The organism is Nostoc sp. CmiVER01 (assembly GCF_034531135.2).
In the GTDB taxonomy this organism is placed as follows: Bacteria; Cyanobacteriota; Cyanobacteriia; order Cyanobacteriales; family Nostocaceae; genus Nostoc.
In genome coordinates, this window is the sequence record NZ_JAVRBU020000004.1 from 116346 (window position 1) to 142729 (window position 26384).

Annotated in this window: 19 protein-coding genes; 14 read left to right on the plus strand and 5 right to left on the minus strand. The window is 40.2% G+C overall.

What is annotated here, in order from left to right:
* Nucleotides 1-20 precede the first annotated feature (20 nt).
* Together RMZ43_RS07565 and RMZ43_RS07570 are read left to right on the plus strand one after the other, a co-directional pair.
* Nucleotides 21-2354 (plus strand): CHASE2 domain-containing protein, encoded by a 2334-nt coding sequence (locus tag RMZ43_RS07565; protein ID WP_322652646.1) that lies wholly within the window; start codon nt 21-23, stop codon nt 2352-2354.
* A gap of 25 nt (nt 2355-2379) precedes the next feature.
* On the plus strand, nt 2380-3135 hold the full coding sequence (locus RMZ43_RS07570; RefSeq protein ID WP_322652645.1) for a DUF928 domain-containing protein: 756 nt from the start codon (nt 2380-2382) through the stop codon (nt 3133-3135).
* A gap of 408 nt (nt 3136-3543) precedes the next feature.
* Here the strand turns inward: RMZ43_RS07570 and RMZ43_RS07575 are convergent, their stop codons facing one another.
* Complete coding sequence (locus RMZ43_RS07575; RefSeq protein WP_322652680.1) at nt 3544-4203, minus strand: sugar transferase; 660 nt, start codon at nt 4201-4203, stop codon at nt 3544-3546.
* Between the two features lie 209 nt (nt 4204-4412).
* Entirely contained in the window at nt 4413-4751 is a 339-nt protein-coding gene (locus tag RMZ43_RS07580) for an STAS domain-containing protein (RefSeq protein ID WP_322648896.1), read from the minus strand.
* A gap of 1019 nt (nt 4752-5770) precedes the next feature.
* Between RMZ43_RS07580 and RMZ43_RS07585 the strand changes: the two genes are divergently transcribed.
* On the plus strand, nt 5771-6067 hold the full coding sequence (locus RMZ43_RS07585) for a hypothetical protein (RefSeq protein WP_322648895.1): 297 nt from the start codon (nt 5771-5773) through the stop codon (nt 6065-6067).
* 2 nt (nt 6068-6069) lie between these two features.
* Here RMZ43_RS07585 and RMZ43_RS07590 read toward each other — a convergent pair whose 3' ends face one another.
* The 3 genes from RMZ43_RS07590 to RMZ43_RS07600 form a co-directional block, all read right to left on the minus strand.
* Nucleotides 6070-6747, minus strand: a complete 678-nt coding sequence (locus RMZ43_RS07590; RefSeq protein ID WP_322648894.1) for a response regulator transcription factor — start codon at nt 6745-6747, stop codon at nt 6070-6072.
* Nucleotides 6740-8191 carry an ATP-binding protein gene (locus RMZ43_RS07595; RefSeq protein ID WP_322652644.1) on the minus strand — a complete coding sequence of 484 codons (1452 nt, stop codon included), beginning with the start codon at nt 8189-8191 and terminating at the stop codon, nt 6740-6742. Before RMZ43_RS07595 ends, RMZ43_RS07590 begins: the two co-directional genes overlap by 8 nt.
* A 979-nt stretch (nt 8192-9170) precedes the next feature.
* Nucleotides 9171-10373, minus strand: coding sequence for a GAF domain-containing sensor histidine kinase (locus RMZ43_RS07600; RefSeq protein ID WP_322652643.1), 1203 nt, complete (start codon nt 10371-10373; stop codon nt 9171-9173).
* A 1034-nt stretch (nt 10374-11407) separates the two neighbouring features.
* On the opposite strand from RMZ43_RS07600, the gene RMZ43_RS07605 reads away from it, so the two are divergent.
* The 11 genes from RMZ43_RS07605 (at nt 11408) to RMZ43_RS07655 (ending at nt 26180) form a co-directional block, all read left to right on the plus strand.
* Nucleotides 11408-12622 carry a glycosyltransferase family 4 protein gene (locus RMZ43_RS07605; protein ID WP_322648891.1) on the plus strand — a complete coding sequence of 405 codons (1215 nt, stop codon included), beginning with the start codon at nt 11408-11410 and terminating at the stop codon, nt 12620-12622.
* Nucleotides 12623-12758: 136 nt separating this feature from the next.
* Nucleotides 12759-13949 (plus strand): glycosyltransferase family 4 protein, encoded by a 1191-nt coding sequence (locus RMZ43_RS07610; protein WP_322652642.1) that lies wholly within the window; start codon nt 12759-12761, stop codon nt 13947-13949.
* A gap of 174 nt (nt 13950-14123) precedes the next feature.
* Nucleotides 14124-16322: a GumC family protein gene (locus RMZ43_RS07615; protein ID WP_322648889.1), complete on the plus strand. Its 2199-nt coding sequence runs from the start codon at nt 14124-14126 to the stop codon at nt 16320-16322.
* Complete coding sequence (locus tag RMZ43_RS07620) at nt 16312-17781, plus strand: O-antigen ligase family protein (protein WP_322648888.1); 1470 nt, start codon at nt 16312-16314, stop codon at nt 17779-17781. Before RMZ43_RS07615 ends, RMZ43_RS07620 begins: the two co-directional genes overlap by 11 nt.
* Nucleotides 17782-17829: 48 nt before the next feature.
* A complete protein-coding gene (locus tag RMZ43_RS07625) occupies nt 17830-18795 on the plus strand; it encodes a glycosyltransferase family 2 protein (RefSeq protein ID WP_322652641.1) in 966 nt (321 codons plus the stop codon).
* Nucleotides 18796-18829: 34 nt separating this feature from the next.
* The gene (locus RMZ43_RS07630) at nt 18830-20251 is read left to right on the plus strand and encodes a glycosyltransferase family 4 protein (RefSeq protein WP_322652640.1); all 1422 of its coding nucleotides are present in this window, start codon (nt 18830-18832) and stop codon (nt 20249-20251) included.
* Nucleotides 20252-20320: 69 nt separating this feature from the next.
* Nucleotides 20321-21280, plus strand: a complete 960-nt coding sequence (locus tag RMZ43_RS07635) for a glycosyltransferase family 2 protein (RefSeq protein WP_322648885.1) — start codon at nt 20321-20323, stop codon at nt 21278-21280.
* Between the two features lie 82 nt (nt 21281-21362).
* Nucleotides 21363-22331 (plus strand): glycosyltransferase family 2 protein, encoded by a 969-nt coding sequence (locus RMZ43_RS07640; protein WP_322648884.1) that lies wholly within the window; start codon nt 21363-21365, stop codon nt 22329-22331.
* A gap of 67 nt (nt 22332-22398) precedes the next feature.
* Nucleotides 22399-23355: a glycosyltransferase family 2 protein gene (locus RMZ43_RS07645; RefSeq protein ID WP_322648883.1), complete on the plus strand. Its 957-nt coding sequence runs from the start codon at nt 22399-22401 to the stop codon at nt 23353-23355.
* Between the two features lie 101 nt (nt 23356-23456).
* Complete coding sequence (locus RMZ43_RS07650) at nt 23457-24845, plus strand: glycosyltransferase family 4 protein (RefSeq protein ID WP_322652639.1); 1389 nt, start codon at nt 23457-23459, stop codon at nt 24843-24845.
* A 69-nt stretch (nt 24846-24914) separates the two neighbouring features.
* Nucleotides 24915-26180 carry a lipopolysaccharide biosynthesis protein gene (locus RMZ43_RS07655; RefSeq protein ID WP_322652638.1) on the plus strand — a complete coding sequence of 422 codons (1266 nt, stop codon included), beginning with the start codon at nt 24915-24917 and terminating at the stop codon, nt 26178-26180.
* The last annotated feature ends 204 nt before the right edge of the window (nt 26181-26384 follow it).

The window sequence follows — 26384 nt, forward strand, 5'->3', positions numbered from 1 at the left end:
AAACAATTGGGGTGCTGCAAATGGGAAAGTTAGTTGTTCTGAAGCTTGATGGCGATTTGGAGTTAGGGGTGCGGGTAACGTTGGAGATTGGAGAAGATGGGAAGCGTCCCACCATAGAAACCTCTGGTCATTTACCTCCCAATCTAGAAATAGCTAAAGCAATTGATGAGTGGCGATCAACTTATTGTAGTCTAGGAAGTGGCCGCCTCAAAGCCAAAAAAATTATTTACGATGGTTCTATTAGCCAACGGCGTGATGAGTGTCAAAACAAAGGTTGTGAGTTGCGATCGCACTTAAATCACTGGCTAGAGTCAGAGTCATTTTGGCGGATTCGGGAAAAATGGCTGAAACACTTAATGCCCAATGAAGAAGTGCGAGTGCTGATTCGCACTGCTTCTATGCAGCTAGAGAAACTTCCTTGGCATCTATGGGATTTGCTCGATCGGGACTACACCAAAGCCGAAATAGCTTTGAGCATTCCAGAGTTAGAACAAGGAACTGTATTGCAGACATCTACCTACAGACATAAAATCAACATATTGGCGGTTCTGGGCGATAAAACTGGTATTGATGTGGACAAAGACTGCGAATTATTAAAAAAATTACCCAATGCTACCACAACCTTTTTGACACAGCCCCAACGCGATCAGATTAACGATCAACTGTGGAACCAACCTTGGAACATTTTATTTTTCGCTGGTCATAGTAAAAGCGAAGGTGAGACTGGCCGCATTTATATTAATGACCAAGATAGTTTAACAATTGCAGATTTGAAATATGCGCTGAGAAATGCCGTCACCAATGGGTTACAGTTGGCAATTTTCAACTCCTGTGATGGATTGGGATTAGCGCGAGAACTACAAGATTTACATATTCCCCAAATTATTGTCATGCGGGAACCTGTGCCCGATCTTGTGGCACAAGCATTTTTAAAACATTTTCTGGCAGCTTTTTCTTCAGGCGCATCTTTATATATTGCAGTTCGCACTGCCAGAGAAAAACTGCAAGGATTAGAGGACAAATTTCCTGGGGCAACTTGGTTACCGATAATTTGTGAAAATCCTGCTGCCATAACGATGACTTGGCCAAAGCCCCGAATTAAATCTAATATTGGCCTACTCACAAGGGGATTGCTAATGAGTGTGATGCTCACCATCAGCGTGCTGGGAGTCCGGCAAATGGGAGGATTGCAAACATGGGAGTTACAAGCTTACGATCAATTAATGCGATCGCGTCCTCAAGAAAAGCAAGATCCGCGCCTGTTGATAGTCACTGTCACCGAAGAAGATTTTCAGTTATCAGAACAAAAGGAAAGAAGAGGGTCGCTTTCGGAGCTAGCACTAGCAAGACTTTTGGAAAAACTTGCACACTTCCAACCCAAAGCCATTGGTTTAGATATTTATCACGATCAACCATTACAACGCAACCAAGCTTCTTTGGCAAGTAGATTGAAAACAGATGACAAGCTTTTTGCAATTTGCAAAGTTCAAGAACTTACAAAAGAACGTCCAGGAATTTCAGCTCCTTTGGGGGTTCCGCTAGAACGTCAAGGATTTAGTGATATTATCCCAGACTCAGACCACGTTCTGCGTCGTCATTTATTGGCAATGCAACCAGCAGACGTAACTTCCCCTTGTACGGCACCCTATGCCCTTAATGCTCAACTGGCATTCCACTACTTGGAGGCAAAAGGTATCTCTGCCAAATACAATGATTCTGGGGATTTGCAGTTAGGTAAAGTTGTTTTTAAGCGGTTGCAGCCTCATAAGGGTGGCTATCAACAGGCGGATACGGGGGGCTACCAAATATTGCTCAATTACCGATCTTTCCAAGGTTCTCCTGGAGAAATTGCTCCTAAAGTCACACTCACAGATGTTCTTAGCGGTAAAGTCAACGCTGAACAAGTCAAAGACCGAATTGTTCTCATTGGTACTACTGCCCAAAGCTTTCGTGATTATAATCCTACCCCCTACATGACTGGGCAGGGTTTTTCCGAAGAAATACCAGGGGTGGTTCTGCAAGCACAAATGGTGAGTCAGCTAGTGAGTGCGGTGATGGATGGGCGACCTTTGATATCAGTTTTGCCTGTTTGGGGCGAAGTTTTGTGGGTTTGGAGTTGGTCAGTGGTTGGAGGTGCATTTGTCGTAGCTGGATCAGTAGCGATCGCACCAAGCGATCGGTCAAGACTATATTTAATATTGGCAGGAGGAGGTGTACTTGGAGTCTTATACGTTTTTTGCTTAATTCTCTTTTACCAAGGGATTTGGGTTCCCCTAGTTCCGTCAGCTTTGGTTTTAGTGGCTACTGGCGGTACTGTGGCAATTTACCTATTTTCACAACAAAGCAGAACTTGAGGCATAAATAAAAATGAAGTTATATGTGCAAAAGATTCAAATTTTTCTCGCTGTTAGTTTAACATTCTTTAGCTCTATAGATGTGCAGGCACAGCCTGCATCTAACAGACAATTAAATCAATCATTGATTTTCGCAGCCCCGCCTCCACCAAAAGGCATCGGGGAACCAGGTAAGCGAACAGAAGCAGGTAGTCGTGGCTGTGGTCAGGATATAAATAAGCTCCTGACTTCTTCTCAAAAGCGGCTCACAGCTTTAGTACCTGTTTATTCAAACTCGGAATTGGTGTTTGGCACAACGATCAGAGACCATCCTAGTTTCGTATTCTATGTTCCTTATGCATCAGACTTTGCATCTGGAGAGTTTGTCCTAGAAGATGAAGCAGAACATCAGACTACTTACAAAACTGCTTTAACGGGGACACCAGGAATAGTAAACCTTCGCTTGCCTTCAATTGCAGCACCTTTAGAGATTGGCAAGCAATATCGATGGTATTTTAACATCTACTGCCAGAAGGATAACCAAATTATTGCTAATGTTGAAGGCTATGTAAAACGGGAGCAACTAAAGCCTACTTTGAAAACTCAATTGGAAAAAGCAACACCAAATCAGCAAGTGAATCTTTATGCGGCTAATGGTATTTGGTACGAAGCGCTGAGTGCTGCTAGTGAATTGCGTCGCACCAATTCGCAAGATACTTCTTGGACGGCGCTGTTGAAAGCTGTGGGTTTGAATAATTTTGCAACTGAACCAAAGGTGGAGTGCTGCAATCTTGAGAATTAGGGCGTTGCATAAATCCAATTCGCAATTCGCAATAAATCCCGCAACAATGCAACGCCAGAATTGACAGTATGGACTGTGCCACTTCAAAATTAAGTTCAATTCCAATTCCTGCCGTGAGCGTTGGTTTGTGGGATTCCACCAGAAAGCGATGCTCACTTCTCGTTGCAGTCCATCATGATGATACAGTCCTGTACAACAGTCTGATATTTTTTGAATAATCCTAATGCTTGAGAAAATACTTTTGATTGCTCCTCAAAATTACTATTTTCCAATCTAGGTAAAAATTTTCAATATATTTGGATAGTCATTTTACCATAAATTAAACTAATAATCATCAAATTTTTCGCTGCAATTTAGTCCGATCAATTACCAAATAAATTATTTGATTCTCCTGAAAATTTTGGTATGTTAGCAAGCACCAGTCTTATTTGACACAACTTTTAAAGTTTTTAAGATTAGACTAATATCATAAATGATAGACCACTTACGTTGATAGTCTAAGTCCATGTGAACAATATCTTCAAAGTCTTTAATACTGGAGCGACCATGAGCCTGCCATTCACCAGTTATACCTGGTTTGACATTCAATCTTTTCCAGTGATGTTTTGAGTAGTGTATCACTTCATTGGGAGTGGGAGGGCGAGTACCAACTAGACTCATTTCCCCCACTAGTACGTTCCAAAACTGAGGAAGTTCGTCTAAGCTAGTGCGGCGGAGAAACCTTCCTATACAGGTAATACGGGGATCATTCTCATTTTTGAATATCTGATCGCTTTGAGCTTCATTCTTAACTAGATGCTTAATTTGATCAGCTCCAACTGACATCGTGCGGAATTTCCAAATTCGGAAGTAACGCCCATTCAAACCACAGCGAATTTGACTGTAAAAGATAGAACCCGGGCTATCTAACTTAATAGCGATCGCAATAGGAATTGCTAGCACTACTGTAATTGATAGCCCTACAATAGCACCCAAGATGTCAATCATCCGCTTGGCTTTACTGATTACAGAGGGATGAACTGGAAGTTCAGCTTGAGCAGCATTATGGAGATCATCTATAACTGGCATCTGAAAACGGTTGGAAGTAGAGGTATTAGACATAGTAATTACAGTTTCGGTAAATAAATTTACGAACTCAATCGTCTACACATTTCCTTATTTCAATAGTTTTTAAAAGTAAAAATGGGATTGTTTAACAGGTTCAGCAAATAAATATGTAACCAGCTAATCTCTAATCTATTATTTAAAATATTTGCAGTAGCGTAGCAATAAATACTTCATAGTTGAGCATTAAACATCGTTACGACGGCATCATAATTTTCATAAATTTCAAACACTGAATCCATCTGAGTCAGTTCAAAGATCATCCGAACAGGTGCTTGCAGATTGCAAATTACCAAACGACAACCACTTGAACGTATAGCTGAAATCCCCTTAAGTAAAGCGGCTAAACCCGAACTATCCATAAAATCTACTTTGACTAGATCAATTACCCAAAGATGTTTGGGGTGAGCTACTAAGCTAGATAGCTGTTCTGTTAAGGTATTACTATGTTTTGAATCTAAGCGTTGCTGAGGTTGAATCACGATCAGTTGACTTTCTTGTGTTAGAGTCATAAGTTTTATAAATTTAATTAATTAGCTAAAAAACATCAGAGGTGCGTAATGCACTATATATAGCGTTTCAACATAATTAACCCAAATATCGCTTAAGTATTGTCACAAGCAGTTTTTAATCCAGGGGAAACGCGTCTAAAGTATAAAGATTCTTTAATAGCAAGGGTTTCGGAGTTTTTTAATTTAGCCTATTTTTAGGATAATATCCTTATCCAACATGGGTTTCAGAAATCCCTGCGTTCGCTCTGGCTTTTAATCAGTCTTGGTGGTGACTTCAAAGTTTAAATCGTTGTTAAGTAAAGACTTAGCGAAGCCTACATATACTTTCATACGCAAATACCATCATAAAATACTATCTTATGGCTACTTAATTTATTTTTTATACAGTATCCTAATGAGGAATAAAATTATCCAGTTAACTATCCGCTTGGCTGTAGCATACAGATAGTTTAAATTTCATAATTAAGTAGGCATGATAAAACCCATGTATGTTTAATTTTGTAAAAGCTATAAAATGGGCAAATTTATAAGCTATTAACAGAATTAGTGTTAAACGCATGACATGGTAATTCAAAATATTTCAATTGGTGAGTGAGAAAATTTGTTTATCTTATCATCAATATAGTCAACTAATAATAGTAGTCTATGGACTTGTTAGATGGTGACTTAATCACTCATGCTTTTTATGTTTTAATACTTGAGTTTTTATGAAAAAATAGATTGTTTTCTATTTTTACACTTTAACGGATGATTTAGTCCCACTTATTCGCTCAATATCTTATTTTCATGTCAATTAATTGCTTATAATTTTACTTCCTTTGTAAATAGTAAAACCATTGAAGGGTAAGCATTTAGCACTTGCAGATAAGTCGTAAGTAGATAAAATTATTTCAATATTCTAAAAATCCCTATTTCTTTTTGCAAAATGCTCTTGAAAACCTGAATTTTTAGTTTTAACTTTTCAATAAACTTAAGCTTTGTAACCCAAATATTATTAGTCGGATAGGTTCATAAATTATATGGAAAGACCAAGAATTATGGTTATTGGTAGCAATGTCACTACCGTGCAGCGTGTCAGCAGTCATTGCCTAAAACAAAATGCAGAAGTTTTGCCATATTACTCTATTCCCACACTTGAAGAGATAGCTTTGTTTGCACCTCATGTATTAGTGCTATGCTTGCCCATACCTGAGAAATTCCAGCATCAACTACTTCAGCCTTACATTTTGTGGTCAGAACAACTTATGAATGACATCTCACCAATGGCGGCTACCACTTTTACAGAATTATCTGCCTGTTTACATAAATTTCTCTAAGCTTAAATCAACCCTTGGCGTACAGCTAAAGCTGCTGCTTGGACACGATCATCAACGCTCAGTTTGTTGAGAACCATACGTACATAAGACTTGACGGTTCCAAGTGAGAGGTAGAGTTGGTTTGCAATCTGCTGGTTTGAGTGGCCTTGTGCAATAAGTTTAAGAATCTCGCGTTCACGATTACTGAGAATCGGTTCCGCTATTACTTTAGATACAGGAACATCGGGAGTGACAGCCGTTGACCTAAGCATCCGAGCAACTTTTTGAGCTATTAGAGGATCTAAATAAGCACCACCTTGAAGTATCAATTGAATGACGGCGATGAGCTGTTCCCACTCAATGGTTTTAAGGCAGTAACCATCAGCACCAGCTGCAAGCATTCCCATGACCTGGGTATCTTCGTCAAAGGCACTTAAGGCTAGAACACAAGTGTTCAAACAGCTACTTTTTATCTGCTGAGTAGCTGTAATCCCATCCATAACTGGCAGATCAATATCCATTAAGACTAAATCTGGTTGCAGTTGGCTAGCTAATTCAACAGCCTGTCCACCATCTAATGCTTCTCCAACTATACTAAAACCAGGTTCAAGGCTAAATTGTCCTTTCATTCCTCGGCGGATTAAAGCGTGATCATCAACTAATAGAACACGCACAGTTTTGTCTTCGTCAATCTTAGGCATTATTCCTGTTACATCTGGTTATATTATGTTCATATCTGCAATTAACGTTATTTATGGCACTTGGGAGAGTAAACCAGAAAGTACTTCCCTCTCCAAGAGAGCTTTCGACACCAATGTTTCCTCCGTGAGCCTCAATAATTTGACGACATAAATATAGACCAAGCCCACTTTTTCCACGATGCTTTCGTCCTTGAATAAAGCGGTGGAACAGCTTTTCCTGAGCTTGCGGCGTAATTCCTGAACCGTAATCACGCACCGAAATCTTTACTTCGTCCTCTCCATAAGGCGCTATTTCAAGAACAATTTCCCCTTTAGGCTTACTTACCCGCACAGCGTTATCAAGTAAGTTTTGTAAAACCCGTTGAATTTCTAATTCATCACCGTAGACAGTTGGCAGCAATTGAGAAATTTTACAAATGAAGGCTAGCTCATTTGTAGATATTGCTTTTACCTGATTAATTACTTTAATTAAAATCTTTTCCCAATTCAGGCGATCGCACATTAAACAAGCGCTGCGTGCTTCATAACGGGAGATATCTAAGAGGAGTTCTACAAGCTTAAGCAGATCCTCATTAGCTTCATGGTACTCTTCAAAAACTTCCTTCCAAGTTTCATTTACTGGGCCAAAAGCTCCTCTGCTCATACAGTCTAGGGTATTACGAGTGGCAAGTAAAGGAACACGGAGGTCGTGAGAAAGTGCAGATATCATGTCTTCAAGCTGTTGGTTACGCACCTCAATGGTTTCTTGACGGTGACGAGTCTCATCAGCGATCGCGTTCAGAACTCCAGCTAGTTCCCCGATTTCATCTCTAGAAGAGTAGCACAGTTGCACTTCCATTTGTCCCGCTTGCCAAAGTTTACTAACTTGTGTCAATTTGTCTAATGGAAGCTTGACACGCCGATGCAACAACTGGAGATTTAAAACCGCTCCAAACAAAATGACTAATGTGTTGAAAATGTTTATCGCAGTGTTAATATCATTCAAGTGCTGTACACGATTTTTCCGAACCCTCAAAAGCATCTCTTCGCGCTGAATCAGTTTCTCAATCTCGTTGTGCAAGGAATCAAATAAAATGCTTTTTGCTAGAGCAGAGTTGCTGACAGAACCAGAAAACGCTTTTTGCTTCAATTCCATTTGCCACTGGTTATAGATATATCTAATTTTATCGAGTTGCTTTATTTGAGCAGGGTTGTCTTGTACAAGATTATACAGATGGTTGAAGCTGTTGTCGAAACGGGGCTTTTCCTTACCATAATCTATAGGATTGCTTTGTCCCTGACCAGAATTTTCTAGAAAACCTTCTTCTTGATTATCTATCACAGCATTGAGTAGACGTTCTCCTTCTTGCTCTACCAATAAAGTATGGGTTACCCGGGCACATGCTTCTTTATTTAAGTGTGCTATCAAGAGGTTAAAGGCTTGCTGTCCAAATAAAAACAACACTAGTATTAAAATACTAGTATGGAGAGGAGTTAAAAAATTACCTTTCCTAGATGAATGAATTAGAAAATTTATCAAGCTAATAGCTATCACTATTTAATATCTCCACCACCTTAATTACAGTCACCTAGCATACTAATTAAATTTCTAGACTATAGAACTGCAACAGCTTTACTGATATTAAATTTTCAATGTTGTTATCCAAAAGCCTTAACTGTTTATACATTAGATATCAATATCCTTTATATTTTCTAATTTTCGGTGTTAACAACTTATTTATTGTATTAAATGATGCAGTTAAATTGTGGTGACATTCTTTGCTTTGTAGTTAGATTTATACTGACATTCTTTGCTTTTAATAATAACATGATACATAAAATTAATACATCTTATATAAGATTTCTTGAAAGGGCGGCAAGAATTGTAAAAGTGTTACAGGTAAAGGGATTTAAAGTAAAAGACCTTCTCAAAAAAAATGAAGCTTATTAACAGTAACTGTGCAGTTATTAAACATCTATTTATGAAGTACAGTTTGATGGTAAAAAAGAATGGTCTCGCCCATTTCACAAAACCATTAGTATAATTGTGCCCTCATTTTATCAAAATTAGCTTGAAAAATACCTAAATCAATCACAGTTAATCACATTGAAATTGTTAGTGTGATTGTTACAGAATCAAAAGCAAGTAATACCAATTCACAATGGGCAACTCTTGGAGACGCTAAAAGCGAACGCTCCGCTACGCTAACGCAATTAAAAAACTTAGATACAGCAATGCTTTCAAGCTTTGCATCTGTATCAGATTTTTAGTGAAATGGTATAAGGCTGGAAAGACTTGCAGCACCCTACCTTTACCAATACAACAAAATAGTTGGCGACGATATTTACTGCATGTTTTTAACGCTGAATGCTTTAAGCGTAGTTTTAGTATGGTTTGAAATAATTGAATAAATACTTAACCGACAAGTAAAAATAGGGTCGTTTTAATAAGTGACAGGTAAGGTAAACCAAAATGTAGTATCCTCGACAGTACTTTCTATGTTGATAGTGCCTTTGTGAGCCTCTACAATTTGAAAGCATAAGTAGAGACCTAGCTTATCTATATTATTCCGACCACGTCCTTGAATAAAGGTGCCAAAAAGACTTTCGTTGTCTAAAGGAGCAATTTCCCAGGCATTGGATCGCACTGATATTTTTACTTTCTCAACTCCAAACAATGCTACCTCAAGAGTAATTTCCTGGTCTGGATTATTAACTTTTACAGCATTATCAAGTATTATCTGTATAACTCGTTGAATCTCAAGAGCATTACCATATACAATTGGCAGAGAAGAAGCAATTTTATATCTAATTGCAGACTTTTGTTTGCAAGTACAATTGCTGCGGAGAATAGTTTCGACAAAAATGGTTTTCCAGTTAATAATTTCGCACTTAAAGGTTTTAGAAACTTCGATTTTGTAGCGAGATACATTTAACAAAGCTTCGACAAACTTCAAGAGGTCTTCGTTAGCTTGGCGGCAATCTTCTAGCACATCTCTCCAAGTGTCGCTCACAGAACCAAAAGCTCCACCTAGCATTGCGTACAGAGTGCCACGAGTACCTAGCAAAGGAGTACGTAAATCGTGGGAAAGGGCAGAAATTAGGTATTCAATCTGTTTATGTTTATTATTAGTTATACGTTCTAAGTTGTATATATTACGCTTTAATTCCATTTGAGCCATGACTTGACGGCTTAACGCTTGCAATGCTTCCAGTTGTTCTGAGTTCATCTGTCGTGGTACATGGTCTATCACACAGAGTGTTCCTAAAGCATATCCTTCCGGTGTTATCAGGGGCGCACCAGCATAAAACCGAATACAAGGGTCGGAAGTTACTAATGGGTTGGTAGCGAAACGCGGATCAAGTAGTGTATCTGAAATAATCAAAGTTTCATGGGGCTGTAAAATCGCGTGGGCACAGAATGCAAGATCGCGGGAGCTTGATTCACTGTCTAATCCGACTTTTGATTTGAACCATTGACGGGATTCATCAACTAAACTGATTAAAGCTATGGGAGTACCACAGATTTGTGCCGCTAAACGGGTGAGATCATCGAAGGCAGCTTCATAAATAGTGTCTAAAATGTTATATTGGTGCAAGGCTTGGAGCCTCAGGGTTTCATTTTCAGTTAATATAATTTCATTCATTTGAAGAGTCTAAAATATGATTTACGTATAAGAGAAAGAGAAATTCTAAGATTTACTTTTGTCATCTTTTATATCGGTATAAATCTGCTATTTTTAGCATATAGCGGTTTTCAGTTGAGTGAGATGCACTCAGATGTAGTATAGACTGAACATGACCTAAATATCTAAGCAATGAAAGCATACTCCCCAGCTCTACCGAGGCTGTAACCTCGTAAATTGGCAGAGGTATTGCTAGATATTTATAACTAGTTTACTCATTGTTGCTACTGCCTCGCTGAATATTTAGAATCAGCTTAGAGTCTTGTAGGTAACTTTTCACTTCGATATGTCAACGACTACAGTACATCTGTTCATATTTCATACAATTGTATACCGCTATATTGGCAAATATATACTCCGTAGAAAGTAAATATTTAGAAACCAGATGTAACTAGGTGGATAGCTGAGTGGATACTTTTATTTCACCCTCCAGGATGCTATCTGCATTGATGCAATCTTGACCAATTTTTGTGGTAAATCCGCAGTTTTCAGGTTTAATAAGGTTTTATCTTGTTCACAAATCAGAAATACCCTTAAACGAATACCCGTATCTCAGTTACCTCAGTAGATGCATTCTCCGTATTTATTTATCTTTACATAGTTTGGTTTTCTCGTGCCGATTTACTAGGTATTAAACTGGAAGTGTATTTACTTGGGCGATCGCAAAACCCCATTTAGGCTTAACTGCCACAATTTGTATTAGCTCCAACGATTAATATTAAGTATTTAGCCTTATAATTAAAGTATTATTGATACATATAAGTATAGTATCCAAGCGGATAACTTGGTGGATAACTATATATTTGCCTAGGACGGTATCTATAGATAGTATTACTATTTGAGCTTTCAGAGGATGCTATAGGAGTAAAGATACTTAACTATTTAGTAAAACGCTTAGTATCTTGAACGTAAAAATAAAAGCTTAATTAGCAAAGATTTTTACATAGTAAACAGTTACAAGAATCTTGGCGAGTTATGCTGAGATTATATAAGTCATGCATAAACCTGTTTTAACTATTTTTTACCAGTTTAATCCTTGGCACTCTACTATTGGAGGAATACAAACACTTATTAATACATTTATTAAATACGCTCCCAATGAATTTGAAGTGCGACTAGTAGGGACAGGAAGCGATCACAACCAACCAGTTGGTAAGTGGCAAGAAGCAGAATTGGCAGGTAGAGAAATTAGCTTTTTACCACTATTTACCTTGGAAAATGATAATTTTAGAAGTTTAGTACCAACCACAATCAAGTATACTGCGGCACTGCTAGGGCGTAATTTCACCTCGGACTTTATGCACTTTCATCGGCTGGAACCAAGCCTAGCTGCTCTGAATTGGCAGGGAGAGAAAACCCTGTTTATTCATAACGATATTCACTCGCAGACTAAGGCAGCAGGTGATAAAAATGCGATTTTATGGCGCCGATTTCCCGCAGCATATTTTGCTTTAGAAAGCTTGCTAGTTCGACAGTTTAGCCAGGTTTTCTCATGTAATACAGATTCGGCACAATTGTATAGACAGCGTTATCCCAGCATGGGAGATCGTGTTAAATATATCAACAATTCATTTGATAACGAGATTTTCTACCCCTTAAGTCAAGCGGAACGGGAAGCACAAAGACATGAACTAGCGAAAAGACTCGGTTTGAGCGAGGAAACACGTTTTATCCTCTTCGCTGGTCGGCTACATCCCCAAAAAGATCCAATTTTGTTAGTACGTGCGATCGCAGCTTTAAAGGAACCACATATTCACTTATTAATCGCGGGTGATGGAGAATTAGCAACAGCAGTACGTACAGAAATCGCTCAGTTGGAATTATCTAGTCGGGTGACTATGCTAGGAGCAATTCCAATAGAGGAACTAGCGAAGTTACATAGGATTAGTAATGCTTTTATCCTTAGCAGTGCCTACGAAGGTCTACCTTTAGTAGTTCTAGAAGCACTTGCCAGTGGAACACCAGTAGTTACAACTAGGTGTGGTGAAACTCCAAAATTACTAACGGCTGACAATGGAGTTGTTTGTGAGGTGCGATCGCCAGAGTGTTTAGCAAATGCTTTGCACCAAGTAATACTACATCCAGAAAACTACCCAAGTGTATCCTGTGTGCGTACAGCACAGCCTTATGCTGCGCGTACTGTTGTGAGGGATGTTTACAGCAACATGTTTACTCGCTGGGAGAAGCGAAATTTTCTAGCTATTAGTTAGTTGTAGGAATTAGCACTTAAGCCAAATACAAAGACTGATTGAAGAAAATTAATGATATTGAACTAAGCCCATAAAACAACATTAAAGATGTATTCAGTATCAGATTGTACACCTTTTTTGAGCGTAAATCTTGACTATGAAAATTGCTGTAATCGGTGCAAAAGGTCTACCTCCAAAGCAGGGTGGAATTGAGCATTATTGTGCGGAACTTTATCCCAGGATAGTTGCACAAGGCCACTCTGTAGATTTATTCGCCCGTTCCTCCTATACTCAAGGTTCTTGGCTTGAAAATTATAACTATGAGGGCGTTCGAGTTATATCTTTACCCAGTGTGGATTTTAGAGGGGTAGATGCTTTTGCCACTTCAGCACTGGGAGCGATCGCGTCTATTGCAAAAGACTACAATATTGTTCACTTCCATGCTTTAGGCCCATCTTTGTTTACTTTTTTACCTAGAATTATTAACTCTGCAAAGATTATCGTTACCTGTCATGGGTTAGACTGGCAACGTGCAAAGTGGGGCAATTTTTCTACCCGTTTAATTCAAATGGGAGAGAAGAGCGCAGTCCGTGACGCTGATAGAATAATTGCTGTATCAGAAGCATTGCAAACTTACTTTTGGAAAACATATGATAGAGAAACAGTCTACATTCCCAATGCTCCTGCCAGCTACGGTGAATCAGACCCCCATTTTTCCTACGGTAAGCAATTAGGTTTACAGCAGGGACGCTATATTTTATTTTTGGGCAGATTAGTACCAGAAAAGCGTCCTGATTTGCTCATTGATGCCTTTTCATCTCTCAAATCATCTGGATGGAAACTTGTTTTAGTTGGAGGCGTTAGTGATACTAAATCTTTTACCTCAAACCTATTAGGAAAAGTTGCTAATAATCGAGATATTATCTTTGCCAATGAACTCCGAGGATCTCGCCTTTGGGAGATTGTCCGAGGCGCAGGGTTATTTGTTTTGCCTTCAGATTTGGAAGGACTACCTCTGTCCATGTTAGAAGCTATGCAAGAAGGTATACCAATACTAGCGAGCGACATCCCACCTCACCAGCAATTGATTAATCGGGAACGGGGAGTTCTTTTTGAAGCGGGAAATTTAGCATCGTGCATTAATTCTTTAGACTGGGCAATTCATCACCCCCAACAATTAGCAGTAATGGCTCGAAATTCACAAATGTATGTACAGATGAATTATAACTGGGGATATATTACTACTGAACATCTAAAACTGTATTCTACACTTTTGAAATTACCGGAGCCATCAAGAATTATGAGCTTGAGCAACAGTAGAGTTATTGAGTCTACCAGCAAAAACTAGGCACTGTTTGTTTAATTTCAGAAAAGAAAGGAGCAACTAGTTCATCAATAATTAAAAACTACAATTGATATATTTATACAAAACGTCATACATATCAGTTATTATGGCGGAGTGTAAAGCTTTCTCTAAGTATCCTTTAGTTATGTGCATACTAAGTCGACAAAGGCATTTGTGATGGAAAAAGGCATCTCATCCTTACTAGCAATCTCAAAGCGGCGAAGTTTACCTGCCTTAGCTACTTTTATTGCCGCGATCGGCACTTCAGTTGTCTACCTTGCGGTTACCCCACATTCGTATGAAACTTCAGCACGACTGATGCTTGATGAGAAACGGGTGAGCATTTCCGAATTAGGTCGCGACCTGACACAAGTACCTTCAGGTACAGCTGGTGGACCTAGCCCACTAGCTGACCAAGCAGAGTTTGTTAAGTCACAACCTGTTTTAGAAAAAGCAATAGTACAAGTCAAAAATGATTTACCTCAAAACCAACTCACAGTTTCAGAAATCAGCAGAGGGTTAAAGGTAAAAATTCTTCCTGCTACTAATATTCTAGAACTAACCTATGAAGGTAGAGACTCAAATTTCGCAGCTGAACTACTGAATGCTATCTCCCAGACAATGGTTGAGGAAAATGCTAAAGCTATCAGTTCAGAGGCTACCAAAGTACGCGAATTTTTACAAAAAGAAGTACCATTAGCTCGCCAAAAACTACAAAGAGCAGAAATTGCTGAAAACAGATATAGGCAAAAAAGTGGCATTATTTCTATTGATGACCAAACGAAAAGTTTGGTACTCAGTTTAGCGAATTTAGAAGATCAGGAGCGCACTTTAGTTGCCCAACTGCAAGAGGCAAAGTCTCGTGACATATCCCTGCGGCAAATTACTGATGCTAAAACCATAAATAATGCTTATGCATCTGTACGCAGTGGTCAAGATGAACAGGTCAAAAATTTACGCGCCAAGTTAGCAGATTTAGAGACACAAATCATCCAAACTCGTTTGCGCTTTACAGAAAACCATCCTACTGTCATCAAGCTGATTGAGCAACGAGATTCTATTCGCACTTTGTACACTCAAGAATTGGCTCGTGTGTCACCCCGGAATGAAACTATCTCCCCTAGTAAGATCGCATCCGATTCACTTAGTCAAGAACTCAGCTCCAAGCTGATAGTTAATGAGATTGAGCGCTTGGCAATTGAAAAAAAGCTCAAATCTGTCCAATCTCTCCAAGCTAATCTCCAGACTCGCCTTGCACAACTACCAATTAAAGAGCTACCACTGAGCGCGCTTATTAGTCAACGCCAACAGGCTGCGACCTCCCTAAATATGCTCCAAAGCAAATTAGAAGAAGCACGTATTGCTGAAGCCCAGAAGGTCAGCAATATCCGAATTATAGATAAAGCGCAACCGCCAACATCGCCTACTTCACCGAAAAAAGCAGCTGTGCTGGTGATTGCCACTTTCTTTGGGGCTATTTTAGCCATTGGGGTTGTGCTGCTGCTGGAACTGATGGATAACAGGCTACATGATGGCTCAGAAGTAGAAGAATTGCTCAAGCTACCAATGCTTGGAGTATTGCCGCCTTTGCCTGTGACGATGCTTAATCTTGAACCATCTGAACAATTCTTGGATGATGTTGCCTTGGTTGAGCCTTATCGTATGCTTTTGAAAACGTTAGAGTTTCGTAGTACTCATAAGCCAAGGGTCATTGTTGTTAGCAGCAGCGTCTCCGGAGAGGGAAAATCAGTGGTAGTTTCCCACTTAGCTGCCGTCTCAGCCATGTTATCTCGGCGAACATTAATTATTGATGCAGATTTGCATAAACCTGTGCAGCACAGGCTGTTTGATTTAGCTGCCAATTCTGGGATTACTGAGGTAATTAACGGCAATAAAACTTTATTAGAAGCCGTACAGCGAACAGATATTAAAAACCTGTCGGTATTGACTTGTGGGGAACTGCATACGCGTCCATCACAATTGCTAGAGTCAGCTGCAATCAAGTCTCTGATAGCAGAAGCTGCAACAAAATATGATTTAGTTATTATAGATACTCCCCCGACCAGCACTTTCGCTGATGCCGCTACATTGAGCCAGGAAAGTGATGGAGTCCTTATAGTTACACGTCCAAGTTTTACCATTAAGGGGGTATTACAACAGTCTGTAGCAGAATTAACAGAAAATCGCATATCTATTCTAGGAGTAGTTGTCAATGGCATAAAAAATCAGACTAGAAAGTCCAGCCCCTATCCTCGAAAAGATTCCCAAGCTAAATCCAGTCCCAAGAAGCATTTACCTTATCTGGAAACTCCTCTGAATCATTCTGTAAGAAATCAGATATCTATGTTATCAAAGGGGTTCAAAAATGGTCAGTAATCACCACAAAAACCGCTTCTCTTATCTAGCACTTTCGGTAGGAGTGTTAGGTGTTGGAATTGGTATTATTGTAGGGTTACTCGCAGGCATTCAGCCCCTTTTGCTAGCAGTCGCTTTGGTTGGAGTGGCGACGGTTATCTCATTTTTTACGAGCTTTGAGCAAACTGTATTGGGTTTGTTGATCTTGCGTAGTTCTCTCGATCCTTTCTCGGTTCAGCAAATACCAGCTGCGTTTGCCCTTGGACTAGACGCTCTGACTATACTATATGTAGTTGTGCTGTTATTAACGGGACGGACTGTACAGACTGACAAGTTTTGGTGGTTCTTTGCAGGTTGGGTAGCGCTACAAACCTTGTGGATAATACTCATGCCGTTGGGAGCGCTGGCTTTAGATGGATCATATTTGCCATACGGCATTCGTGAGTGGGTGCGACTGTTTTCATGGGTAATGGTTTATTTACTGGTGATGCAGCTTAAGGACAAGCTTCCTCCCAAAACCATTATTTCCATGCTGTTCCTTGCTCTGGTCTTGCCCATTACGGTAGCGTTGATGCAGATGTTTGTGCCTTCACTCATCCCTTCTTTCCTGTCGGGTGGTGGCGAGGAGATGGGATCACTGCCATCAGAAGGCGAATCTCGCATTAGAGGAACTCTTGGTCTTGCCAATACCTTCGGAACTTTTCTATTGCTGTTTATTGGTCTAACTTGGTGGAAGCTAAATCAGTCACAGCGGCGCTGGCCTTGGCTGCTTTTACTAGGATTACTTGCCTTTCTCTTTGTCGGAACCAAGTCCCTGTTTACCTTGGTGATGCTTGCCGTTTTTCTTCTGGTTTTGATTGCACCTAAATTAAACATTATTAACCTGTTAGGTGGGTTGCTATTGTTTACGATTGTCTTTGGGCTGTTCACCAGTTCAGATTTCGGACAAGAGCGCCTTGGCTCGATTTCTCAAACACCGCTACTTAATCCAAATATGGATAGATGGCGAGCAATTCTCTTATCACAAGGAGACAACAATAGTTTTAACTGGCGAATTGCTCAATGGACTTTTCTACTACAGGCTTGGGAGAATTATCCCATCTTTGGTACGGGTATAGCGACATGTTCCTTCTTAACTGTCTTGCATAACATGGCTCATAACGATTATGTGCGAGCTTTAACAGAACAAGGGGTTGTAGGCCTTTCCCTATTCCTCATCTTTCTGGGCAGTCAGGCTATACGTCTTGTCCAATTATTCCGAAGTACCCACCGTGGAAGCGCTCAAAACGAACTGATATTGGTTATGCTTGCCATTTTGCTAGCCACTTCTGTAGGAATGATTACTGAGAATATTTGGAGTCACACAACTCTGTTTTTCTATTGGTGGACTTTATTTGCGATCGCAGGTTGGAACTGGTCTGAGGAAAAACATCCTAAAAACTCTACCTTTGTCAGTAACTCTTCTGCCTATCTTTCTTAATTTTCATGAGCTTTTAAAATAAAATGCTTAAAATTAAAAATTTTAACTATGCCAAAAGTTTCTGTTGTTATTCCTGCCTATAATTCCCTGAAGTATCTTCCTGCAACGATGGAAAGTGTGCTTAGGCAAACCTTTAATGATTTTGAAGTTATACTTGTCAACGATGGTAGCTCCGATAATACTGAGAATTGGGTTTCTCAAATAGCAGATCCGCGAGTCAAACTGATTACTCAAGAAAATCAAGGATTATCTGGAGCCAGAAATACAGGTATTGCTCATGCGAGTGGAAAGTATATTGCCTTCCTAGATGCTGATGACCTTTGGGAGCCAACAAAGCTTGAAAAACAAGTGCTTTGTCTAGAAGAAAATTCTGAAATCGGTTTGGTATATACTTGGGTGGCATTAATCGATGAAAACGGTAATTCCACAGGAAGAGTGTTCAAAAACTATGCCGAAAATGATGTTTGGCATCAGATCATTGAACACAATATAGTTGAAAGTGGAAGTGTAGCGATGGTTCGTCGCCAATGCTTTGAAACTTGTGGCGTATTTGATCGAAATTTACGCTCATTTGTAGAAGATTGGGATATGTGGCTGAGGATAGCATCTCGTTATCCTTTTAAAGTCCTAAAAGAACCTCTAGTTTACTATCGACAACACTCAACTAGCGCCTCTAGAAATTGGGAGGCGATGGAACAAAGTTTTCGTATAGTTATCGAAAAAGCCTTTGCTTCTGCTCCACCTAAGTTGCATTACCTGAAAGGACGGAGCTATGGTTGTGCTCATCTCTGTTTAGCTTGGAAACCTCTGCAAAGTCGCAATAAAGATTATAAAAAAGCAATGGATTTTCAAAGGCAAGCTCTAGAGTACTGTCCTCAATTGGGTTTCTCAAAAGAGAATATACGTTTGAGCTTGGCGATCGCAGCATTTGAATGGTTTGGATCTGATGGTTACAGCCGAGTACTAAAGCTACTCTATGGTTTAAGACGACGCATCCAACGTTTTGCAAGATAAAGATTCTACATTATTTACTATGGAAGTTCAAACCATGCTGGACTATCAAATTACCAAGCCACAACTAGATACTCCGCAAAAACAGCCTACTATAGCTTTACTCCATTGTTATGACCTAATTGAAGATTTTTTAGACAGCATCAATATCTCCTTCGAGACTTTTTGCGATCGCTTCATTGGTAGCTGGATGTTCGGTTATATAAATGCTCTACAACGAGTGGGTGTACGGACGATTTTATTTTGTATTTCAGCTCGTGTTACCAAGCCATCACGCTTTACTCATAGGCCTACTGGTGCGATGATCTGTATATTGCCAGCTTCTAAAAGCTATCTTGCTTACCGTGCTGTTCGACGTAAAGCACTTAGCCTGTACGGTGGAAATGAAGGGCAATCATTTACAGACATTGAGAACTCCAAGAATAAACGTCGTTCCATAGTTACAAAAATTAAGGATCTAGTCAAAAGTATAGGAAATTACTTGTCTACGCCGTTGGGATTGCTTGCTCAAGAAATGCGGCGTGAAGGCTGTGACGCTCTTTTGTGTCAAGAGTATGAATATGCCCGGTTTGACGCTTGCGTGCTTTTAGGGAAGTTAATGCATCTGCCAGTATTCGCTAGTTTTCAAGGGGGCAATGAAACGCAAAGCTGGATTGAATATCCGTTGCGTCTGCTGGCGCTGAGAGGCTGTACCGGGTTAATCATTGCTCCCCAAACAGAATTACAACGAGTACGCGATCGCTATAAGATACTAACCAGCAAATTAGCCCGGATTTTTAACCCAGTAGACGTAGCTAGCTGGCGCGCTATAGATCGCAGTGCAGCACGAACTGCTGTTGGTATGCCGCTTACAGCTAAAGTTGTAGTTTGCCACGGACGCATAGAAATGCATCGCAAAGGCTTAGACATCCTGTTAGATGCTTGGGATCAGATTTGTCGTCAACGTCTTGAACAAGATTTACGGTTGTTACTGGTAGGAACTGGCCCCGACGCAGATAAACTACGCGATCGCATTACAGCCATGCAACTGCGGGGGGTGATGTGGCAAGACGAATTTGTCAACGATCGCACTCGCATTCAGCAATATTTGTCTGCTGCTGATGTGTATGTGATGTCATCGCGTCAGGAGGGTTTTCCTGTTGCCCCCATTGAAGCAATGGCGTGCGGTTTACCTGTAGTCGCGACTGATGCACCAGGTATTCCTGACATCCTTGAGCAAGGCGAAATTTCAGGTGGATTAGTTGTGCCGCGCAATGATGTTACTGCTTTAGCAAATGCGATCGGCAGAGTTCTTGACCATCCAGAGTGGGCACAAGAACTCAGTAGACGGGCGCGGTTAAGAGTAGAACAAAAGTTTGCTTGCGAAGCTGTCGGTCAAAAACTCCGTGATTTTCTACTTCTAAAAGTAGCGCCAATTGAACAGCAAACATCCCAGACCTTTGAAACTAAATCTCTCTAATAGCTTTGACAATTCTGTATTAAAATTCTACAACAACTCAAATCTAAACATTTTCCGAGGAGGTGCAATATGCCAAAAGTGACAGTAATTATTCCTGCTTACAATGCCATGACATACTTGCCAGAAACCTTGGACAGTGTATTGAAGCAAAGGTTTACCGATTTTGAAGTTTTAATTATTAATGATGGCAGTACCGATAGCATTGTTACGTGGGTATCAAAAATTACGGATTACCGAGTCAAGCTGATTTCTCAAGAAAATCAAGGCTTATCCGCAGCACGTAATACTGGCATTGTTCACGCTCAAGGTGAATACGTTGCATTTCTAGATGCTGACGATTTGTGGGAACCAACCAAGCTAGAAAAACAGGTTCATTGTTTAGACTCAAAACCTGAAGTAGGTTTGGTATATACTTGGACACTTCTAGTAGATCAACAAGGTATATCTACAGGTACAGTCACTGCTTCCCATACAGAAGGAAATATATGGGAGAAGCTATTACTTGGAGATATTATAGGCAGCGGCAGTTCAGCGATGATACGTCGGAGCTGCTTTGAAACTGTTGGTCTTTTTGATACAGAATTATCCAGTATTGAAGATTGTGATATGTGGGTTCGCATTGCAGCTATCTATCCCTTTGCAGTGATTAAAGAAGTATTGGTTTACTACCGACAACATTTTACAAATATGTCTAAAGATTACAACAAAATGATGCAAAATTCGAGATTAAAGATTGAGAAAAAATTTCAAAATGTTCCCTTTGAATTGCTATATTTACGACCGCGAGCTTATGGTCATGCATTCTTATGGTTGGCATGGAAAATTATGTTCGATGGAGGAGATCCTGAGAAAGCGAGTTATTTTTCCCAACAAGCGATTTTGTACTATCCTCAAATGAAGTACTCTGCCAAGTTCTTACGTTTACAGTTTGTGCTGATATTAGTCCGCTTGTTTGGCTCGGATAGTTATACACAGTTGAAAAATTTGACACACAAACTGCGTGGAGGAGTTTTTCAATATCACCAATAATTACTATATTGCTAACATTTACTAGCCGCTCTTTAAATCGTGCGATCGCTCAACCAGACTATACAGCAAAAGGAACCCAATAATGCCAAAAGTGACTGTGGTTATTCCTGCCTACAACGCTATGGCATACTTGCCTCAAACCTTAGCCAGTGTCCTTAAACAAACATTCTCTGATTTTGAAGTACTCATTATTAACGATGGCAGTACAGATAGCATTATACAATGGGCTTCCGAAATCACTGATTCCCGTATCAAGCTCATTTCTCAGCTAAATCAAGGAGTTTCTGTAGCTCGTAATACCGGAATTGAAAATGCTCAAGGTGAATACATTGCATTTTTAGATGCAGATGATTTGTGGGAACCAACCAAATTAGAAAAGCAAATTTGTTGCCTTGATAGTAAACCAGAAGTAGGGTTAGTTTATACTTGGACACTGCTCGTTGATGAAAATGAAAAACCCATAGGTGTTAAATATAATTCTTATCTTGAGGGAGATGTTTGGCAGCAAATTTTAGTTGGGGACATTGTATGTAGCGGTAGTTCGGCAATGGTTCGTCGAAGTTGTTTTGAAGTGGCGGGAGTGTTTGATCCTGATTTATCTTCAGCAGCAGACTTCGATATGTGGACTCGGATTGCAGCGCAATATCCCTTTGCTGTAATCAAAGAGTATTTGCTTTACTATCGCCAGTCCTCTACTAGTATGTCCAGAAATCATCTTAAGATGATGCAAGATTTGCGGATCACATTTGAAAAGCGGTTTCAATCAGTTCCCTTGGAATTGCTTTATCTCAGAAACGTTGCCTATGCTGGTATGTACCGCACGCTAGCCTGGAAAAGTGTGTATGACGGGCAGTATGAGGAGGCAAACGCTTATTGTAAACAAGCAATCCTCCACTATCCTCGCATACGCTACACCAAAATTGTTGTCCAGCTACAATTGGCAATTCTGCTAACACACTGGTTCGGTTCTAATGCCTATTTAAAGCTACAAAATCTGAGACGCAAACTGCGAGGTGATAGTAATAAATCGGAATTTTCGCTCTCCTCTTAAACCTTAACAATTAGATTTTAGATTTGCGGACTCAGCCTTTTCGATATTGATTTAACCCAGTTTAGCTATGCCACAAGTAACTGTCATTATACCTGCTTACAATGCAATGAACTATTTGCCGGAAACGGTCAGTAGTGTGCTAAAGCAAACCTTTACTAATTTTGAAGTGTTAATTATCAATGATGGCAGTACAGATTCCATAGTGACTTGGGCATCAGAAATTATTGATCAGCGAGTTCATCTGATTTCTCAGGAAAACCAGGGATTACCAGGAGCGAGAAATACAGGCATTAGGTATGCACAAGGGGAATACATTGCTTTGCTGGATGCGGATGATCTGTGGGAACCCACTAAGTTAGAAAAGCAAGTTCAATGCTTTCAAGAAAATCCAGATGTTGGCGTAGTCTATACATGGACACTCTTAATCAATGAAGATAGCAAACCGACAGGCAGAATCTTTGCGTCACAAGCACAAGGCAACGTATGGAAAGAACTTTTAGAAACGGATGTGATTTCCAATGGTAGTTCTGCCCTTGTTCGACGAGAGTGTTTTGAGAGGGTTGGCATATTTGATCGCACCCTTACTTCGGCAGAAGATTTAGATATGTGGCTGCGTATTGCTACCCACTACTGGTTTGCAGTCATAAAAGAACCCCTAACGCTTTATCGTCAATATTCCAGCAGTATGTCTAAGAACCGTCAGCGAATGTTTCAAAACCTGAGAACGGTTATTGAGAAAACATTTCAAACGGCTCCTTTGGAGATGTTGTATTTTAGAAATCGAGCGTATGCCAGTATCACGCTAAACCAGGCATGGTGGTCTGTAGATGAAGGAGATTGGGAAACGGGCAGATTTTGGCAGCAGCAAGCGCATTTGCACTATCCACAGATTCAATACTCTGAAAAATACATTCGTTTGAGTCTTGCAATTTTCTTGATTCAATTGTTTGGTTCGCATGGCTATGACGGTGTTAGGAATTGGACTCGTTCTATCTATCGAATAGTCTTGAACAGAGGCACATAACACAGCAGTACAGCCCTTCCCATAACACTTTATTTCCCTGGCTCTAAATCTACCCATTTACTATTTGCATACACCATATTTGCTAAAAATAGTCAAGCTGTATGAATAACCAAGTCGCTCAGTTAATTGATGCTAATGAGTCCCCATTAGCTCACCAACCGATGAAGGAACCAGCAGTTGCTTTCCTACTCGCTGGTGACTTAATTGAGGACTTTTTGGACAGTATCAATGTGTCTCTAGAAACTTTTTGCAGCCAGATGACAGGTGGTTGGCTATTTGGGTATTTTGAAGCACTGAAAATTGCCCACGTACGCAGTGTTTTATTCTGTATCTCAGCCCGTGTCAGCGAAGTTGTGCGTGTTAATCATCGTCCTACAGGAGCAACCATTTGTTTTTTACCAGCTCCAAAGGTTTACCAAACCTATCGCAAAATTCGTACTGTCCGCCGTCGCGCTTTAAACTTAGAAGGAGAATTTTCTGCCTCAAGTGCGCCGCAATCTCCACGCCGTCGCTTCACCTTGCTGAAAAACTCAATTAGTACACTTGGAACCTATTTATCAACACCATTAGGATTGCTGGCGCAGGAAATCCGACGCGAAGGATGTCAGGCAATCCTATGTCAAGAGTATGAGTACGGGCGCTTTGACACTTGTGTACTCTTGGGAAAATTGCTCAATATTCCTGTGTTCGCTACGTTTCAGGGACGTACCTGGGTACACCGTGGCATTAGTGACTATCTAGTTCGTCCCCTTGCTTTAAAAGCTTGTAAGGGACTCATCATTAGTAGTCAGGCAGAAATAAAGCGAGTACAAGCAGATTATGCTATGCCTAGCAGCAAGATTGCCCGTGTTTTCAGCCCCGTAGATATCTCATCCTGGGGCGATCCCGATCGCAACAAAATCCGCACTCAACTGGGTATTTCCGTAAAGACAAAAGTCGTGATTTGGCATGGGCGAGTTGAGATTGACAAAAAAGGACTGGATGTTTTACTGGCTGCATGGGAACTGATCTGTCGCAAGCGACCAAATCGAGATTTGCAGCTTTTACTAGTTGGAACAGGTAGCGATGCTGAAGAATTTCAGCAACGGATCGCGTCTATGCCGCTATCAAACATTCTTTGGCGCAATGAATATATTCAGGATCGCACTTTATTACGGCAATACCTTGCAGCCGCCGATGTTTATGTATTGTCATCCCGATGGGAAGGGTTTCCTGTTGCGCCTATTGAAGCAATGGCTTGTGGACTGCCTGTTGTTGCAGCTGATGCTCAGGGAGTCGCTGATATTTTCGAGAATGGAGAAGCGGATGGCGGATTAGTAGTTCCTAGAGAAAATCCGCAGGCATTAGCAGCAGCGCTAGGTCAAATTTTGGATAACCAAAATCTAGGTGAGGAATTGGGCAAACGGGGATATCATCGTGTCGAAGCCCATTTTTCACTCAAAGCGATCGGGCAGCAACTACGCAGCTTTCTACTCAACCATGAACAGTAATGCCACCCTTGCTTACCTTACTTTCTATATCTAATCCAAAATAGTCCAGAGGTAAAGAACATTTATATAATGATTACCAGGTTCAAAAAAGTCTTATCAGGTGTATATCTTCGCAATGTCGGCTGGATGGCTGGTGCAGAGCTAGCCAATCGCATTATCCGACTGTCAGGGACTGTAATACTGGCACGAATGTTTAGCCCACAAGACTATGGGCTGATGGCAATCATCTACACGATGTCTGACTTTGCCAATGTATTTATGCTAAGAGGTGGAATTGGAGCCAAAATTATTCAGGCAGATGAACAGGACGTAAAGGAAGTTACCAATACAGCCTACTGGCTCAATTGGATCGCCTGCGGATCGATCTGTATCATTCAGTGTTTTATCGCATGGCTCATTCCTTACTTTTCTCACGACCAACACATCACTCTACCGTTATGTGTCGTTGCTCTCACCTACTTAGGATACCCACTTTTTGTCATTCATCTGACGCTACTTGAAAGGGACAATCAATTCAAAGCCATAGCAGTCTGTAACATCGTTATCTCCTTAGTCTCGAACGTTCTCACGGCAATATTTGCCTTGCGGGGGATGGGTATTTGGGCGATCGCTTGCTCAATATTTCTAGCAACACCTGTTTGGATTATCCTTACTTGGAAGTATCACCCTTGGAGACCTCCCCACCGTTTTACTCTGGAAAAGCGGCAGGAAGTTCTTGGCTTTGGCAGCAATCTATTGCTCAACGATCTTTTGAATAGAGTCCGGGCTAACGTAGATTATCTGATTGTTGGTAAATATCTTGGGATTGAAGCTCTGGGGATGTATTACTTTGCCTTCAATGCAGGTTCAGGGATCACGCTCAACCTTCTAAACACTTTTATGTCCCCTCTATATCCCTATATTTGCGCTGCTAAAAGTAACTATTCACAGTTTAGGCAACGCTATTTTAGCAGCCTTAAAAAAATTTCCATAATTCTCGTTCCGCTTATTTTAGTACAGGCTTCTTTGTCTCCTATCTATGTACCAATTATTTTTGGAAAAAAGTGGACTCCAGCAATTCCAGTCCTAATTTTGATCTGCCTTTCCGTTGTTCCAAGAATATATGCTTGGGCATCTTCTTTATTGTTGAATGCAATCAACAAAACTCGGCTTTCTTTATACATCAATATTGCAGCGACGACTATTTTTATCATTTCTATCTTTGCTGCTGTCCAAGGTGGTATAGTTTGGGTTGCATTTGCTGTATTTTTCAACACTCTGGTTGTGTCATTCGTGTCCACATTCTGGACACATCGATTTGCACTACGCAAAGAGCATTTCTTAAATTCAATATAATTAATGGCAGTGTAATTACATACATTAAGTTGTAAATTTATTCATTATAAATGATAGTAGAAGTGACATATTCTGAAAGCAATTTAAATGTATTTTTTGATACAAATGGTACTAACGATAGTAACCTAGTGCATTCAACTTTGTATCTTAAAAAACTTCTACATAATGCTTTGGGAAAGCTAGAGCCATTCTTACAGTGCATTC